Here is a 15,437-nt window from a genome sequence, read left to right on the forward strand (position 1 = left end):
GGGGTCACCCGTTCGGGTTGTCCCGTCTCTGGTCCGATGGTCCGGATCGTTGGTGTGGTGAGGCGGGGTGTCGTACCCCCGGGTTGCGGGTGAGAGGAGTCCGGTATGACGGAGGCGGAAGTCCGGGAGGGTGCGGCCGTTGAGGCGGGGCCGCTGGGGGAGAGGACGCCGCAGGAGCGGATCGAGCGGTTGCAGGCGCTGCTCGCGGGGCGGCCGAGGAGCACGCGCACGCTGGCGGCGCTGCGCTCACCGGCAGCGCCGGGCACCTCGGGGGCGCCGGGGCTGGCGAACCTCCTCCTCGGGGTGGCGCTGCACGGCGCGGACCGGCTGCGGGTGAAGCAGCCGCCGACGGATCTGGAGATGCTGCTGATGAGAGTGCTGGACAAGGCGGTCCCCATGGCGGAGGTGACGCAGTGGGGCGGGGCGTACCGGGGCACGGTGCAGTCGACGGACCCGGGTTCGCTGGTGGTGCCGCAGTTGATCGCCTCGCGGCCGGTGTCGTCGGGGTTCGCCATGGCCGACCTGGCGGCGGTGTTTCCGCAGTTGGCGGCGGAGGCGGCGGCGGCGCCGAATGTGTCGCTGCCCAGTGCGGAGGACTTCGCGCGCGGCGCGGAGGAGGAGCCGGCGTTCCTGGAGGCGATGGGCAAGTCGGGGTTCGGGGTGTCGGGGGTGGCCCGTTACCGCGACCCCGCCGCCGCTGCCACAGCCGAGGCAGCGGGCACGGCGGGGTGGCGGGTGCGGATGGAGATGGACCGGTTCTACGTCCACAAGGCGATGGGCGACCAGGGGGGCGGGAAGCCCGAGGTCTACTTCACCTCCTCCGCCAGTGCCGGCGGCGGGGGCCGGACGTTCATCTCGGAGGAGTTCGGGGCGGTCAAGAAGGGCCAGACCCGCCACTTCGACGCGAACAACCGGGTGTTCGTCGACGAGCAGGCCTCCGACGCCGGGACCCTGATCACGAGCATCCAGGTGTGGGAGGCCGACCAGAGCAACGCGGCCTGGTACAAGGCGCTCCAGGAGGCCCTGTACACCGCGATCGAGACGATCGAGCGGGCCCTGAACAATCCGATCGGGGCGCTCCCCGACCCGATCCCGCTGCCGGCGACGGTGGCCTGGGAGATTGGGAAGCTGTTCGTCGCGCTCATGGACGTCCTGCGCAACGACGACGACCTGGACTGCCATCGCACGATCGTCCTCACCCGCGACGACATGGCCATGGCCGCCGTCCGCGGGGAGATCACCTGGCGGTTCACCGGGGGCGGCGACCACGCGCTGACCTGCCGCTACACCGGTGAGCACCCCGTCTACCCCACCGGCGCGATCGAACTGGTCACCCGCACCCACGGGTCCACCCCCGACCAGGCGGGTCCGTGGAGCGCACCGGTCCCGCTGGACTGGAAGACGACGAACGCCCCGCGGATCGCCTCCTACCGGGGTGTGCTGCACGCGGTGTTCACCCGGGTGGGCGACAACGCGACGATGTGGAGCCGGTACGACGGCCGCGCGTGGACCACCCCGGTCCGCATCAACCAGACCTCCAGCGCCGCGTCCGTCGCCCTCGCCGTCCACGACGACAAGCTCCACTGCCTCCACATCAGCACCAGCGGGACACACGGTATCCACCACAACTGGTACGACGGCACTTCATGGAGCCGGACCAACAGGATCCGCGACTGGGTCACCCCCTACGCGCCGTCCATGGCCGTGCACAACGGGCGCCTGTACTGCGCCCACGCCGGCAGCGACGGCCGCGTTCACGTCGCCGACTACAGGGGCGGCACCGACTGGAACACCCCCGAGACGATCAGGAACTTCTACCCGGCGCACGGCACACCCGCGCTCACCAGTACCAAGGGCACCCTGATGGTCGACCACCGCACCGACGACAGCTCCCTCATCTCCCTGGTGAGGAACTCGCAGGACTCGTGGATCGCCGAGCCCAACCGCGGGTGGCGCTCCGCCCACGGGCCCACCGCGCACAGCCACGGCGGCTACGGATGGTTGGCCCACGCCGGCACCGACGGCCCCGCCGTCCTTGCCTGGACGAGGGAGAGCCACCAGGGCGCCTGGGGGTGGAGCAACCCTCCGCACATTGTCAGCGGCGGCTCCCAGCACAGCGTATGGACCCCGACGGTGCTGGCCGCTCCCGGCCTGACCGTCCACGACGGCCGCATGTACGCGATCTACCACGCCTGACCGCACCCCGGCCCGGCGCGGCAGGCACCCGGCCGGAAACGGCGGCCCTCCCACAAGGGCCGCCGAAGTCCTTCCCCAACGGGTGCTGCCTGTCCGCAGGCACCCCACTCAGCCCGCCGCCGCGGCTCTCGATCACTCCGCCCAGCCCCCGGCGGGCCACGCCGATCCAGGCTTCGAGCCGTGGGTTCAGCCGCTCAGGCAGCGGCAGGCCGCGGTGCGGCTGGCGTCGCGTGGCCCATCGCCCGCTCAATCGAAATCCGGATGACTACCCGCTCCGGGTCGGGAGCTGGCGTTCGGCCGTACCGCTGGCCGTAGCGCGTGACGGCATCCTCGACAGCCGAGGCGTCCGTGCAGACCTCCGCCACGCCTTCGAGAGTGGCCCACCGGCCCCCGTCGACCTGGCACACCGCGACCCGGGCCGGCTCGTCGGCCGCGAGGATGTTCGCCACCTTCCTGCTGGACCTGCGGGTGATGACCCTGGCGACTCCGGCGGCTACATCGAGGGTCACGCCGACGGGTACAACATGGGGTCGACCGTCCGGGCGAAGCGTGGTCAAGGTGCACAGGTGGTACTCGGACCAGAACTCGACGTAGCCGTCAGGTTGGCCAGATATCACATTCAGCATGACTTGAGCGTATAGCGAGTTTTGCCCGACACCTCCGGAAGTGAGCATGACCACAGCCCGCCTGAACTGCGGTTCCACGACCTGGAGTCGCAGGCAAGGTCACCCTCACCCAGGAAGTTACGGATCGGTAACAAGGCGGCCTCATGATCGCGCAAATTGACGCGTCCACGCTCCCCACCAAAGCCGCAGCTCACAGCCTTGATCAAATCCCACATGGGCGGTTTGGTGCGTTTTGCCACATCAGCGATTTCTATGGGTCATTCAAGTTGATCATGACCTTTCGTCCCAGACTTGGTCATGACTTGGCAAAGACGTCACGTAATGTCGCTGGCAGTTCCCCAGCAGTTCCATTGAGGCTCGCCACCTGCGGCGATGCGCTCTGGAGGGTCGGGCTCTGCGCCTGGCCGGAAGTCGAGGGGACGTAACGGGTGGGCGGCAGTGCCGCCGACGACCGCGCGGGGATGAGCAGCGTCTTCGCGGGTCGCCCGGCTCGGGGGAGCCATCACTCGCGTGTCGGAAGGTACATCACATGTGGTCAGGGAAGGGTCGCCTGGGAGCCGCAGGCCTCAGTAAGGCGCCCGCGAAGGGCAGAGCGGGCCGTGGCCGGTTGCTAGGCCGCTGGCGGCCGGCGGCAAGACGGACGGTGGAACGGGATCTGCATCGGCTGATCCGGCGTGAACTTCAAGACCTCGGGGTCACGCCTCCGCTCGACGTGGACAAGCTCTGCGAGGCGCTCAGCCGCCGACGGGGACGGCCTCTGTACCTGCGGGAGGCCGCGCTGCCGAAGCCGGGTCCGTCGGGGATGTGGGTCGAGTACGACGACTACGACGTGATCCTCTACCAGGCAGAGACGACACGCTTGCATCAGGACCACATCCGGCTCCACGAGATCGGCCACATCCTCGTCGCAGAGAACGAGGAAGCCGCAGCGAGGGCCGCCGCCGGAGCCTCCGACGAGGTAGCTGACGAAACGACGGCCGGCGAAGTAACGGACGAGGCTGCCGTCTTCGTTGAGGGCTGGGCGAACCTGCTGCCGGTGTTCACCGCCGAGACGATCAAGCGCGTCGCGCGCCGATGCTCGTACGACGACGGCGAGGAGTGCGCAGTCGAACTGGTGGCCACGATCATTCTGGAGTGGTCGTCCGTGCTGGACGGCACCACCCCGCTGTCGGACGACCCCGAACTCCGCCGTGTGGAAGCGGCGCTCGGTGACCGACGAGGGTGGCTGTAGGCGTGGAACTGTTGCTCCTGGTGCTGCTGGCCGCCCTCGTGTGGAAGGTCTACCAGCTCAAGCGTTCTCCTCACGATGCGCCACTGCGTTCGGTGACGCTCTGCCTGGCCTGCTCCGCACTGTCGTACCCGGTGACCATGCCCGGCGGAAGTTCCGGCATCGACATGGTCGCCGGGCACGGGTCTGCGAAGCTCATCCAGAACATGCTGCTGGTCCTGTCCGTCTACTTCCTGATGTGCTTCTACCTCTACTCCGCCACCGACGCTGAGGCGGGCCGCAGCCGGGCCCGGAAGGAAGCCGTCGTTGCCGCAGGCGTCATCGTCGGGATCTCGGTGGCAGCCCTGTCGGCGCCCCTTGAGGTCTTCGTCGGATCGTTCAGCACGGCGGACATGACGATTCCGCAGGTCGCCCTCTTCTACGCCGGTGCCGGCCTGTACCTGATGTACGCCCTGGCGATGGCGGCCCGGTGGACGCGCCGCTTTGCGCGGATGTCCCAGCGCCCGCACTCCACCGGCCTGTGGATGGCAGCGGTGGGACTCGGCACGATGGCGGCGGCCTGCGCGGTCCGCGCCGTCTTCGTCGCGGTCCGCTGGGCCGGAGTCGAGGTTCCCACGGCGGTGATGGCGCCCGTGGCCATCCTCCTGGTGGTCTCGATCCTGCTGTTCGCGGCGGGGGTCACGTACCCGGGAGCGCGGGCCCGGATCTCTTCTCTGCGGCTCTGGCTCCGGCACCGTCGGGATCACCGACGGCTCGCCCCGCTGTGGGAACTGCTGACTGAGGCGTACCCGGAGAACGTACTCCGGCCGGCGTCGCCTGCGGCGCTGGATCGGTGGCGGGCCCGCGGGGTGCACCGGCGGTACCACCGCCGCATCGTGGAGTGCCGCGACGGCCTCGTGGACATCAGCCCTCACCTGCTCGATGAGGGAGAGGACGGGCGGCTTCTCGACGTCGACGCCAAGGAGCTGGCGGCGCGGCTGCACCGGGCTGCGGCCCGGGTCGGGGAGGGTGTGCCAGCACCGCGCCCGGCTGTGCCCCTGGCCATGGCGCGGGGCAGTGACCGGCAATCGGATGTACGACAACTGATTGCGGTGTCCGACGCGCTGCGGGATGCGGCGTGACACACAAAGATCACGGAGGCGAAATGCTGTTCACCAGCACACGGGTACTGATCGCTTCGGGGCAGTACCTTGACGACGGCGCGGTGCTGACCGAGGGCGACTCGATCACCGCCGTGGGCCCGCGGGCGGAGATCGAGCGACAGGCCAGCGAAGGCGTCCCCCGCTTCGACTTCGACGGCACGCTGCTGCCGGGGCTGGTCGACGCCCATGTGCACCTGATCTTCGACGGCAGCCCGGACCCGGTGCCGGCCCTTGCGAACTCGACGGACGAGACCCTCTTCGAGGACATGCGCCGTCGTGCCGAGCAGCTTCTACGCAGCGGCGTCACCACCGCCCGTGACCTCGGCGACCGCCACGGCCTCGCGCTGCGACTCGCTGCGGCGATCGGCGAGGGCAGCACCCCGGGTCCGCGGATCGTGTCGGCGGGCACCCCGCTGACCACGCCGGGCGGGCACTGCCACTTCCTCGGCGGCGAGGTGTCCGGTGAGGACCAGGTCCGTGACCTGGTCCGCCGCAACGTCGCGGCCGGCGCCGGGGTCATCAAGGCCATGGTCACCGGCGGCGGGCTGACGAAGGGCGGGCCCGCGAGCCACGAGAGCCAGTTCACGGCGGAGGAACTCGCCGCCCTGGTGGACGAGTCACACAAGGCCGGCGTGCAGGTGGCCGCGCACGCCCACGGGACCGACGGCATCGCCGCCGCCGTCGAGGCGGGCGTGGACACGATTGAGCACTGCACCTGGATGACGGACAGCGGTCTCGACCTCCGACAGGACGTGCTCAAGGAGATCATCGACCGGCGGATTGTTGTCTGCCCCGCGGTGAGCCCCCACTGGCGGATGCTCCCCCGGATCTTCGGTGAGGAGCGCGCCGCCGCGATGTTCGATCTCGTACGGCAGATGGCGGACGCCGGGGTGCGCCTGGTCGCGGGGACCGACGCCGGGGTGCAGCGCGCGGGGTTCAACGGGCTGGTTCCGGCCCTCGGGTTCTACTCGCACTTGGGCCTGGCGAACAGCTCGATCATCGACATGGCGACGAGCGAGGCAGCAACAGCCCTCGGCCTGGGCTCGGTGACCGGGCGGATCGCCCCCGGGTTCCGTGCGGATCTCCTGCTGGTCGACGGCGATCCGCTCGCCGATCTCACCGCGCTGGGCAACATCAGGGCCGTGTTCGCTGCCGGCCGGCGCTACCAGCCCGACACGGCCGAGTAGGACGGAAACACTGCGGTAGTGCCTGTTCCCGGCCTTGGCAGGTCCGGGGGGGCAGGCACTACTTGGTGTCCGGGTCGGCCTTCTCCAGCTCGGTGGCGAGGTCGTTGAGGATCGACAGGACTCCGGCCGATAGGCCCTCGGCGGTGATCCCGCGGGCCCGGACCCGGCCCACCTTCCCCTGCTTGGCGGCCCCCATCAGCCGGAGTCCTTCGTAGACCTGGCGGGCAACAGCCTCGTCCGGCTCGAAGTACATGCGCGTGACGCCGAAGAACTTGGCCAGCCCCTCCAGGACGACCGGGGCCGCCTCTTCACTCCGGCCGGTCCGGAGGGACTCGATCTCGGCGGCCGAGGTGACCTCAGCCCCGGCGTGGGTATTCACCGCCGCCGCGATCTCGGTGTCTCCCGGAGCGGTCCCCGCCTCGTACGAACGCTCCAGCATCAGCGTGATCTTGTCGGCCAGCGTGCACGGCGCCTCCTCGGCGCCGGCCTCTTCGTTGGCCTCTTCGCCGCCCGACTGCTTCGCAAACGAATTCTTCTGGGCTCGCAGCAGCGCCTCGACGGTCACGCCGTAGGCGTCCGCCAGGGGCGGAAGGTACCGATCCTTGAGGTGCCGGACACCGCCCTCGGCTCCGGCCACCGGGCCGTCGCTCTTCATTCCGATGATCTTCGCCGTGTCCCTGCGGTAGAGGCCGGCGTCGCACCGCAGGTCCGTGAGATCCGGCGGACCGCTCCGGGGGAAGAGCTCATCGAGCTGTTGCCCGAGCGCCTGCGCGAGGGCAGGAAGCCTCTCCTGATCCGGCACCGAGCTGCCCAGCTCCCATCCCGCCACCGTCGAATCCGCGACGCCGACGCCTTCGGCCACATCGGACTGCGAGATCTCGGCAGCTCGACGCACCGAGCGAACCCGGTGTCGATCGAAGCGGCGGGCTGACATGCGACCTCTTTTTGCCTGAACCGAAGAAACTTCGGCGCGTTGACTTTTTCCCTGAAATGCGATAGCTTCAGTTTAGCGAAAAACGAGGGGATTCGCACCCCCTCCTTTCGTCCATCCTGCCGACCCTGCCCGGGTCCAGCGAGATGGAGGGGAGGAACCGCGCGCCGCTGGCATGCGCCTCCTCCCCTCAAAACGCCATCGGCGCCCAAGAGTTCGCAGCTCCCGGACGCCTGACAGCCCGTGACCCGCTCCCTTTTCGCGAGGGCGCGTGGTCACGCACAGCCACTCCGTGCTCCTAGCACGGCATCAACGGAGTGGCGTACCACATAGAGGAGTGTCGCATGACCCCCGCTACGGAGCGCAACCCGGAGCAGGACATAGCTTCGGGTCCGGCTGAACGGTTGGCCATCCAACTGGCCGCCCTGCTGCCTGGCGCCGTTGCCATCCACGTCCGCCTCCAGGGCCCCCGGACCCTGTGGCCCCACCTGCGGCTGACCGCTGTAGACGAGTGCGGCCGAACTCTCCGCGTCCCCCGCGCCCGCGCCCTGACCCTCGCGCGGTGGATCATCCGCTCCTTTCCTCACGCGAAGTGGGCCGCGACGGGCCATACGTTCGACCTGCGGACCGCCACGCTGCGCGGGCTGGAAGCGTGAGGGCGGTCGTGGCTGATGACGACCTCGACGCTGCCATTGACGCCTGGGTGAGCGCGCAACTCGATGCCTCGCCGGACTGGGACCACGAGACGTGGGAGACCCTGGGGAAGATCCTCGACGTCGAATTCTCGATCCCCGGCGACTCTCGCGTCTACAACTTCGCGAAGCCTGCTACCGAAGGCTCGGTCGACAGCGAAGCCGCGTAATTCACGCCTCCCAATTCATCGAGAGTTGCAACAGCTCCCGATTCCCTTTCTCGCACCGGGCCTCATAAGGCTCCGTGTGCCGCTAGCACCATGAGGCGTAATGAGAACCATAATATCCGACCTCTCCGAGGCGGCTTTGCGGGGCGATTGGGGCCCCCTGCTTGAAGAGTCCGACAAGGCCCAAGGAAAGCACTGGGCCGAGAACGCTCGATGCTCCGGACGGGATACCGACATGTTCTTCCCTTGCGGCGACGGCCCGCAAAGTGAACCCATGGAGACGGTGGAACGGCTGGGTCTTTCCCTGGTCAGGCCGCTGAATATGTGCGCGGATTGCCCGCTCACGACGGCGGCCCGTTGCCTGATGGAGTCTTTGCGGGACGACGAGGAATTCGGGATTCGCGGGGGTCTGATCGCTTCCGAGCGCTCCGCCCTACGCGCCAGCTGGCAGGAGCGCATGGACGGAGGTGCCGTGGGGCGGACCCTGCGGGGCTCTACCGCAGCGTTGAGCAAGGCTGAGCGGGCGGAGGCTATCGCCCGGTTCGCGGCGGACTCCACGATGGACGCAAACGCCGTGGCGAGGGGGCTCGGGATAACACGCGAGTACCTTTTGAAGCTCACTCGGCTCCACCGGAAAAAGCGCCGGACTGACCTGGTCGCACAGCCGGTTCAAAGTATTGACGCTGCCTGACGGGCGCGAGTAAACGATTCTTCTCGCAAGGAATCCCTTGCGCCTTTGGAGCCTTCCCATGCCTCAGAACGACCCCAAAGCCTCGGCGTGCAATTCCCTCGGCGGAGCGATCGGCGAGATTTCTCCCTCCGCAATTCTTGTCAGGATCTTCCCGGCCCGACGGGGCACCACGCACCTGTTTGAACCGGACTTCCATCGCACGTTTCTCGACCGCAAAGTAGAAGCAGGTGTGGCCCGGCTGGTCCGCCGGACCTTCGGTAACGTCGCGGACTGGCGGCTCGCCCACGACTTCTACCTTCCGACCGGGGAGCTTTACCTGACCCCGGACCCTACCCAGAAAGGGTACATCCCGGAAGACGACCAGTCTTTTGGCCTCGCACCGGCGCGGCGCATAGCGATACTCGACGGGGCCGGCGCATGAGCGAAATAGCGACGGACTTGGTCTGGTCGGAATCCAAAGCGTGCCGGGGTTCACGGCTCGTTCTGCTCGCTCTGGCCCGGGAGGCAGACGACCAGGGCCGGGCGACCCTAACCCTGGACGAAATATCGGCACTGACCGGTCTCACGGTCCGCTCGATCACGACGTGCCTCGGCGACCTGGCATCGCTCGGGGAAATCAGCCGTGAACGCGGAGGCGGTGCCTCCAATCCCAGCAGCTACTCAATTCTCCTCGTCGGCCAGGCCGCCGATAACTCCGGAACAACGGGGAAGGAATTTCCTACTTCCGCCCCCACTGCGCCTCAACCCGGAAAAATCTTCCAGGAAGGGGCTTCCAGGGAATCCGCAGCGGCTCCCCCAAAGTGGAAGTCTCTTCGCGGAGAACCGGAAGTTGCTTCCTCGCGTGCGCGTGGTGGTAATACTCCCTACGGGAGTATTACCACCACCAAAAAGCAAGCTAGCTTTCCTGATTCAAAGCGCTGTGAAGTTCCAGCCGGTCAGGATTCGGTCGAGGTCCCGGAGGGCGCCCGGGAGCTGGTGGCCGCGATGACCGGGGCCGGGATGGTCGTCGGCTGGCGGCTGAGCGAAGCGGAATGGGGCCGGGTAACAGCTCTCTCCGCCCGGTGGGGGCACGCCCGGCTGGTCGAGATGGTCGCCCGGCGCTGGAACGCAGACCGTCCGCCGCTGTCCGCCCGCTACCTGCTCCGCATCTGGGCGGATCTGCCGGACCAGGCCCCGGAACCGGCGGCTCAGACCAACGTCGTGCCGCTGCGGCGACAGCCCGGGACCTGGGTTCCGTACCAGAACACGGCCCAGCCCAGCGCCTACCAGAACGGATTCTGATCATGGCCCACCCCCAGCGCGCGGGCAGCGCCGCATCCCTGCGGGCCATGGAACGGATACTCGCAGCGAGAGGACTACCGGTCGTGCCGGAAGACATCACCGACGACCCGTCGGACACCAACCCCGGCGACCGGCAGTGGCACATCCGGGCCCGCGCCGACTACGCGCTGAGCCGCTGGAGCGCCGCGACGCCGCCCCGGTACCGCGACGCGGAAGCCACCCTCCCGGAAGTCATGGCCTGGGCAGATCGGGCACTGGCCGACAACGCCGCCGCCGGTGCCCTGCTCCTGACCGGTCAGACCGGCACGGGAAAGACCCACGAGGCTTACGGCGCACTCCGGAAGGTCGCGGCCGGCGGCCCCGACCGGTTCGAGGTGATCACCGTGAACTCCGCCGACATGTACGGCCGACTGCGGCCCTCTCAGATCATGGGTGCCGCCGAGCGTGAGTTGCGGCGGCTGAGCGAGGTGCAGTATCTGCTGCTGGACGACCTCGGCACGGCCAAGACGTCGGAGTGGACCGAGGAAGTGACGTACCGGCTCGTCAACGCCCGCTACAACCGCTGCCTCCCGACGATCATCACGTCCAACCTTCCCGCCCGGGACGAGCACGGGCCGGACCTGAGCGACTTCGTCGGGGCCCGGGTCGCGAGCCGACTGGCCGAGATGGTGACCAGCCTCGTCCCGATGATCGGCGCGGACCGTCGGCGTGGCGGGAGGGCAGCCTGATGCCCATTCGCCTGCGCGGAGCCGCGCCGGACGCCGCACCCCTGTCCACAGCCTGTGCATACGTGGGACCCCTCAGCCCGTACGCGAACCCGTTCACGGCCGGGGACCGCCGCCCTTCACCGGCGGGGGCACCGATGGGCCCGATGGAAGCGGTGGACCTGTTCGCCGCCACGCTCCGGGGCCCGGTCGGCCGCTACTACGCCGACGGGTTCGCCCGCGAACTCCGCGGCCTCGACCTCATGTGCACCTGCCCCCTCGACCTGCCGTGCCACGCGGACGTCCTGCTCCGTCTCGCCAACGGCCACGGCGACAGCAACACAATCTCCACCAGCAACTTCATGGAAGGCCCTCCGATGCCCCATCCGATCATGGTCTCTGCGGCTGAACAGCTCACGGCCGCCGAGAAGCGGCGGACCGCCGCTCGGGAGGACGCCTTCCACACCTGGGGCCCCCGGTCCGTCAAGGCTGCGGCCCTGTACGCGCACCGTCTCCTCGGCGCTGAGGCGGCCACCCTGGAGTGGGAGACGCTGGGTCTCCTGTCCTTCGAGGAGCACCTCCAGGCGTTCGCCTCGCTCGACACCGTCGGCGGCCAGCACCTGGAGCTGTACTACTCCGACCAGGGCGGCACGGAGTCCATCGCGCTGAGGGTGTCGTGCATGAGCTGCCCCAGCCAGCACGTGCACGAGGTGACGTCCCTCGAACAGTTCGGGCTGCTGCTCTCCCAGACCCCCGTCTGGCCGTTCATCAACCCGCGCGAGGGGGGCGACCTCTGATGTCCCTCGCGCACATAGCCCCGGTGACCAACAGCTCTCGGTCCGCGGTCCCCCTGCACAGAATGACGGCCTGGGACCGGACGGCGATCGTGCTGCTCGGCGCGGCCGGCTTCGCCTTCTCGTACGACGCGCTGCGGCAGATCGCGGTGGCGATGCACGCACGGGAGAGCCTGTCCTACTTGTTCCCGCTGTTCATCGACGGGTTCATTGCGTACGGGGTGCGGGCGATCGTCCTTCTCCGCAACAGGCCGTTCTTGTCCCGCCTGTACACCTGGTTCCTCTTCCTCGCGGCCACCGCGGCGAGCCTGGGCGCGAACGCCCTGCACGCCATCACGCTGAACCGCAGTCCGCAGTCCGCGCAGTCCGCGCTGTACCTCACGGACAGCGTCGTCGCGGTCCTGTCGATGCTGGCCCCGTTGGCGCTGGCGGGCTCCGTCCACCTGTACATCCTGATGGCGCGGGCCGCCGAACTGTCCGTCCCGGACCGCGCCGACGACGGTCCCGGACCGGTCCGCGAAGCCGTCCGACCGCCTGCGGGCAGTACGGAGAACGCAGAGGTCCACCCGGCCGGGTCCGAGCCGACGGCCGAAGCGACGGCCGCGCCGTCCGCGCCGGGCGACGTGGTCCCCGCTGTCGTTGACCTGCGCAAGCACGGGAGGGGCAACGTCGGCGAGCACGCTCCGAACGGGCCGGGTTCGCGCCCGTCCGGGGTCGCGGACCGAGGGAACGAGAGCCGGGCCTTGGCGGACGGGATGCCCGTCGGCGGCCCGGACGGGGAAGTGCCGACACCACCCCCGGCGGCGGCTGAGGAGCTGGTTCCGGAGCCGGTACGCGACCACTCGGACGGCTGCGAACCGTCCGTCCCGGACGACGTCGAGCCTCCGCAGGACCGGGAACCCGGCGGCGACTGGCTTGAGGACCTGTTGCCGGTCGCGCGGGCCGCCTACCAGGAAAGCGGACGGATCAGCCGCGACGCGATCAAGGAGGCCGTCCGCGCACGACAGCCGATCAGCAACGACCGCTTGGGCATCCTCCTGTCCCGTTTGAAGGACGAGGTGGAAGAGCGGTCGGCGCCCCCCGCCCGCACCTCCACCGCCCTTTGGTGATCTCATCCCATCAGTGCCGCGCGGTCGCTGCGGTCCCCACCGCAGCGACCGCCACCGGCCCCGTCGACCAGGAAGGAAAGACCATGTGGCGACGGCAGCAGAACCACCCGGAGGAGGCCGCCCGCGCCGAAGGAGTGCACGCGGCGTCGGCGCTCGCGGTTCACCTCCAGAACGGCGGCCGGCTGGAGCCGATCCAGGCGGCGGACGTGCCCTTGGCCGAGGGCGAGACCGCCCTTGCGGACGTGTGGTGCTCGGCCGCGCGCTTCTACGGGACTGACGTCGTGCAGCCGAGGTCGACCGGGTACTTCGAGGACCACCCGTCCTTCGGCCGGCAGTGGGTGCCCAACCCGCACGAAGCCCGGCGACGGCGGGAGGCCGAGGCTGCCGCCGAGCCGCAGTGGCGTGACCACACCCCGGCCCGTCTCGTCCTCACCTCCACCGGAGTGCGGCTCAGGCCGACCGGCTCTCCTGCGTGGATGCCCTTCGACCACTGCCTCCTCTCCGGCCTCACGGCAGGGCCCGGGGAACTCGTGCTCTCGTACAGCGTGTGCGCTCCGCTGCTGATCGCCGGGCCGGCCGCCCCCTGGCTCGGAGTGGCGATCGAGCACTTGCGCCGGGCCGTGTAAACAGCATCTCGGCCAAGAAGCCGGAACCTAATTCCTGGAATTAGGTTCCGGCTTCTTGCTGATTCGATTTGTCCGCAGACCTCTGTGAGGATTCAGGCACGGCCGACGCCACATGGCGATTTCGGCCTGATGGAGCCCACTGCCGGGCTCCCCTTTCCGAGAGGGGCTGATTTCCTTGATATGAGCTATTACCTTTCGCGCACCGTCCCCTTGAAACTATGTCACGGTAACGGGAACCGGAGTCGGCGTCCGACCTGTATGGAAGTCTGCCGACGAGCCCCGGTGAACACCCGGCGGATACACGCGGCGCACAGCCGCCCCTAGTCCGCGAATTCCACGGCGAACAGCCGATCAAGCCCGCAGAGGCGACCCCCTCCTCTGCGAAGGGGTGTTGCGGCCCCTCCCCCTGGGGCCGCAACACCCGATCTCTCGAAATCCCCTTGCACCGAGATTGTGGATTCCGCATGCCTCGATCCAGCCGTTTCATACGCATACCTGCGGCCATGGGCGTCGTCGGCGCACTGGCCGCGCTCTCGACCGGCTGCTCCAGCTCGCCGGATACCTCCGGCCCTTCGGCCGCACAGTCGAACATCGTCTCGGTGGGCAGCGCGGCACCGACCACGGTCCGCACCGCAGAAAGGCCGGCGGCAGCGCCGGACACCGCCCTGCCGCCAGACGTCGAGCGGATCGCGCGGGCGTTCACCACGGCCTACGCCGAGCACGACGCCGGAGACGGCAAGGACGGTTCGTTCGCCGACGCCGGAGTCCGCGCGTCTCAGTTCGCGTCCGGCGACCTGGTCGCCGTCCTCGGCCAGAAGCGGCCCGGCCAGGACATGGCGTGGACGGCCCTCCGCATGGCGAAGGCCCGGCAGACGGTAGAGATCACCTCCGCGGTGGTCCCCGATGGCGCGCCGCCGCCGACACGGGCGGTCGCCCTGGTCCGGGTCGGCTACACCCTCACCACGACCCCGGCCTCCGGAACCCCGCGTCGGAGCGGCGAACAGCTCGCTCTGCGGCTTGAGCACACCCCCCGGGGCTGGCGGGTCACCGCCTTGCCCTGGGCGTGACGGTGCCGCGATGAACAAGAGCACCAAGCTCGGCCTAGGTCTCACCGGGGCCATGCTCATCACGGGCGTCGCCCTGCTGACGACCTTCGGCGGTGCTGGCGGGGGCTCCAGCGAGGAAGCCGGCCCCGGAGGCGGGATCTCGGCGGACGCACCCGTTCCCGGCTGGGTCCGCGAACTCGTCAACAAGCACGCGGGGCTGTGCCCGCAGGTGACGGCTTCCCTCTTGGCGGCCCAGCTCTACCAGGAGTCGCGGTTCGACCGCGACGCCGTGTCTCCGGCCGGCGCCGTCGGGATCGCGCAGTTCATGCCTGGTACCTGGAGGGAGCACGGTGTGGACGGCGACGGGGACGGCGTCAAGGACGCCCGCAACCCGGCTGACGCCGTCGCGGCGCAGGCCAAGTACGACTGCACCGTTGCCAAGCAGGTCAAGGACGTACCGGGGGACTCCACGGATCTGATGCTGGCGGCCTACAACGCGGGCGGCGGGGCCGTGCTCAAGTACGGCGGTATCCCTCCGTACAAGGAAACCCGCGACTACGTACGGATCATCCGCGACCTGGCGGCCAAATGGGCGGATGCCGTCCAGCCGAACTTCCCGGCCGGCGAGGGAGCCGCCCGCGCGGTCTCGGCCGCGCGGACTGCGCTGGGGACTTGGTACCAGTGGGGCGGAACCTGCAAGTCGCCGTACACCGGCGCGAGCGGTTGTGACTGCTCGTCGCTCACCAAGATGGCCTGGGCCGCGGCGGGCGTGAACATCCCGCGGGTGACCTACGACCAGGTCAAGACCGGGAAAGCCATCGCGGGCGTCTCCCAGCTGGCCCCCGGTGACCTGCTGTTCACCCGTCCCGGGCCGTCCGGTCCCGAACACGTCGGCATGTACATCGGCAACAACGAGGTGATCGACGCCCCGCGCACGGGCGTCCAGGTCCGCATCCAGCCGCTGAGCATCTGGACGCCGCAGATCATCGCCATCCGACGCGTCGGCTAATCACCATA

General features: G+C 69.2%; 17 protein-coding genes. 15 read left to right on the forward strand and 2 right to left on the reverse strand.

The window, feature by feature from the left end; translation table 11 throughout:
* Positions 1 to 105 precede the first annotated feature (105 nt).
* Entirely contained in the window at positions 106 to 2,196 is a 2,091-nt protein-coding gene (locus ABD371_RS15515; protein WP_344477099.1) for a hypothetical protein, read from the forward strand.
* A 194-nt stretch (positions 2,197 to 2,390) separates the two neighbouring features.
* Here ABD371_RS15515 and ABD371_RS15520 read toward each other — a convergent pair whose 3' ends face one another.
* Positions 2,391 to 2,822: a pyridoxamine 5'-phosphate oxidase family protein gene (locus ABD371_RS15520; RefSeq protein WP_344477101.1), complete on the reverse strand. Its 432-nt coding sequence runs from the start codon at positions 2,820 to 2,822 to the stop codon at positions 2,391 to 2,393.
* Positions 2,823 to 3,465: 643 nt separating this feature from the next.
* Between ABD371_RS15520 and ABD371_RS15525 the strand changes: the two genes are divergently transcribed.
* From ABD371_RS15525 to ABD371_RS15535, 3 genes are read left to right on the forward strand one after another with little or no spacing between them, the layout of a single operon-like run.
* Positions 3,466 to 4,053 carry a hypothetical protein gene (locus ABD371_RS15525; RefSeq protein WP_344477103.1) on the forward strand — a complete coding sequence of 196 codons (588 nt, stop codon included), beginning with the start codon at positions 3,466 to 3,468 and terminating at the stop codon, positions 4,051 to 4,053.
* 20 nt (positions 4,054 to 4,073) lie between these two features.
* Complete coding sequence (locus ABD371_RS15530; protein WP_344477105.1) at positions 4,074 to 5,171, forward strand: MAB_1171c family putative transporter; 1,098 nt, start codon at positions 4,074 to 4,076, stop codon at positions 5,169 to 5,171.
* Positions 5,172 to 5,194: 23 nt separating this feature from the next.
* Positions 5,195 to 6,379 carry an amidohydrolase family protein gene (locus ABD371_RS15535; protein ID WP_344477107.1) on the forward strand — a complete coding sequence of 395 codons (1,185 nt, stop codon included), beginning with the start codon at positions 5,195 to 5,197 and terminating at the stop codon, positions 6,377 to 6,379.
* Between the two features lie 58 nt (positions 6,380 to 6,437).
* On the opposite strand, the gene ABD371_RS15540 is transcribed toward ABD371_RS15535, so the two are convergent.
* Complete coding sequence (locus ABD371_RS15540) at positions 6,438 to 7,313, reverse strand: helix-turn-helix domain-containing protein (RefSeq protein WP_344477109.1); 876 nt, start codon at positions 7,311 to 7,313, stop codon at positions 6,438 to 6,440.
* Positions 7,314 to 7,654: 341 nt separating this feature from the next.
* Between ABD371_RS15540 and ABD371_RS15545 the strand changes: the two genes are divergently transcribed.
* The 11 genes from ABD371_RS15545 (at position 7,655) to ABD371_RS15595 (ending at position 15,429) form a co-directional block, all read left to right on the forward strand.
* Positions 7,655 to 7,966 (forward strand): transcriptional regulator, encoded by a 312-nt coding sequence (locus tag ABD371_RS15545; RefSeq protein ID WP_344477111.1) that lies wholly within the window; start codon positions 7,655 to 7,657, stop codon positions 7,964 to 7,966.
* An 8-nt stretch (positions 7,967 to 7,974) separates the two neighbouring features.
* The gene (locus tag ABD371_RS15550; RefSeq protein WP_344477113.1) at positions 7,975 to 8,172 is read left to right on the forward strand and encodes a hypothetical protein; all 198 of its coding nucleotides are present in this window, start codon (positions 7,975 to 7,977) and stop codon (positions 8,170 to 8,172) included.
* A gap of 100 nt (positions 8,173 to 8,272) precedes the next feature.
* Positions 8,273 to 8,860 carry a WhiB family transcriptional regulator gene (locus tag ABD371_RS15555; protein ID WP_344477115.1) on the forward strand — a complete coding sequence of 196 codons (588 nt, stop codon included), beginning with the start codon at positions 8,273 to 8,275 and terminating at the stop codon, positions 8,858 to 8,860.
* 58 nt (positions 8,861 to 8,918) lie between these two features.
* Positions 8,919 to 9,281 (forward strand): hypothetical protein, encoded by a 363-nt coding sequence (locus ABD371_RS15560; RefSeq protein WP_344477117.1) that lies wholly within the window; start codon positions 8,919 to 8,921, stop codon positions 9,279 to 9,281.
* Between the two features lie 554 nt (positions 9,282 to 9,835).
* A complete protein-coding gene (locus ABD371_RS15565) occupies positions 9,836 to 10,141 on the forward strand; it encodes a hypothetical protein (RefSeq protein ID WP_344477119.1) in 306 nt (101 codons plus the stop codon).
* Between the two features lie 2 nt (positions 10,142 to 10,143).
* The gene (locus ABD371_RS15570) at positions 10,144 to 10,869 is read left to right on the forward strand and encodes an ATP-binding protein (protein WP_344477121.1); all 726 of its coding nucleotides are present in this window, start codon (positions 10,144 to 10,146) and stop codon (positions 10,867 to 10,869) included.
* Positions 10,869 to 11,642 (forward strand): DUF6195 family protein, encoded by a 774-nt coding sequence (locus ABD371_RS15575; RefSeq protein ID WP_344477123.1) that lies wholly within the window; start codon positions 10,869 to 10,871, stop codon positions 11,640 to 11,642. Before ABD371_RS15570 ends, ABD371_RS15575 begins: the two co-directional genes overlap by 1 nt.
* A gap of 23 nt (positions 11,643 to 11,665) precedes the next feature.
* A complete protein-coding gene (locus tag ABD371_RS15580; protein ID WP_344477125.1) occupies positions 11,666 to 12,748 on the forward strand; it encodes a DUF2637 domain-containing protein in 1,083 nt (360 codons plus the stop codon).
* Positions 12,745 to 13,374, forward strand: coding sequence for a hypothetical protein (locus ABD371_RS15585; protein WP_344477127.1), 630 nt, complete (start codon positions 12,745 to 12,747; stop codon positions 13,372 to 13,374). Before ABD371_RS15580 ends, ABD371_RS15585 begins: the two co-directional genes overlap by 4 nt.
* A gap of 464 nt (positions 13,375 to 13,838) precedes the next feature.
* Positions 13,839 to 14,441 carry a hypothetical protein gene (locus ABD371_RS15590; protein WP_344477129.1) on the forward strand — a complete coding sequence of 201 codons (603 nt, stop codon included), beginning with the start codon at positions 13,839 to 13,841 and terminating at the stop codon, positions 14,439 to 14,441.
* Positions 14,442 to 14,451: 10 nt separating this feature from the next.
* Complete coding sequence (locus ABD371_RS15595; RefSeq protein ID WP_344477131.1) at positions 14,452 to 15,429, forward strand: bifunctional lytic transglycosylase/C40 family peptidase; 978 nt, start codon at positions 14,452 to 14,454, stop codon at positions 15,427 to 15,429.
* Positions 15,430 to 15,437 lie beyond the last annotated feature (8 nt).

Source organism: Streptomyces amakusaensis (genome assembly GCF_039532665.1).
In the GTDB taxonomy this organism is placed as follows: Bacteria; Actinomycetota; Actinomycetes; order Streptomycetales; family Streptomycetaceae; genus Streptomyces; species Streptomyces amakusaensis.

Excerpts from the sequence above, each read along its gene's own strand:
- ABD371_RS15515 (WP_344477099.1), top strand. The coding sequence starts at position 106 with ATGACGGAGGCGGAAGTCCGGGAGGGTGCGGCCGTTGAGGCGGGGCCG.
- ABD371_RS15520 (WP_344477101.1), bottom strand. The coding sequence starts at position 2,822 with ATGCTGAATGTGATATCTGGCCAACCTGACGGCTACGTCGAGTTCTGG.
- ABD371_RS15535 (WP_344477107.1), top strand. The coding sequence starts at position 5,195 with ATGCTGTTCACCAGCACACGGGTACTGATCGCTTCGGGGCAGTACCTT.
- ABD371_RS15540 (WP_344477109.1), bottom strand. The coding sequence starts at position 7,313 with ATGTCAGCCCGCCGCTTCGATCGACACCGGGTTCGCTCGGTGCGTCGA.
- ABD371_RS15545 (WP_344477111.1), top strand. The coding sequence starts at position 7,655 with ATGACCCCCGCTACGGAGCGCAACCCGGAGCAGGACATAGCTTCGGGT.
- ABD371_RS15555 (WP_344477115.1), top strand. The coding sequence starts at position 8,273 with ATGAGAACCATAATATCCGACCTCTCCGAGGCGGCTTTGCGGGGCGAT.
- ABD371_RS15560 (WP_344477117.1), top strand. The coding sequence starts at position 8,919 with ATGCCTCAGAACGACCCCAAAGCCTCGGCGTGCAATTCCCTCGGCGGA.
- ABD371_RS15570 (WP_344477121.1), top strand. The coding sequence starts at position 10,144 with ATGGCCCACCCCCAGCGCGCGGGCAGCGCCGCATCCCTGCGGGCCATG.
- ABD371_RS15575 (WP_344477123.1), top strand. The coding sequence starts at position 10,869 with ATGCCCATTCGCCTGCGCGGAGCCGCGCCGGACGCCGCACCCCTGTCC.
- ABD371_RS15590 (WP_344477129.1), top strand. The coding sequence starts at position 13,839 with ATGCCTCGATCCAGCCGTTTCATACGCATACCTGCGGCCATGGGCGTC.
- ABD371_RS15595 (WP_344477131.1), top strand. The coding sequence starts at position 14,452 with ATGAACAAGAGCACCAAGCTCGGCCTAGGTCTCACCGGGGCCATGCTC.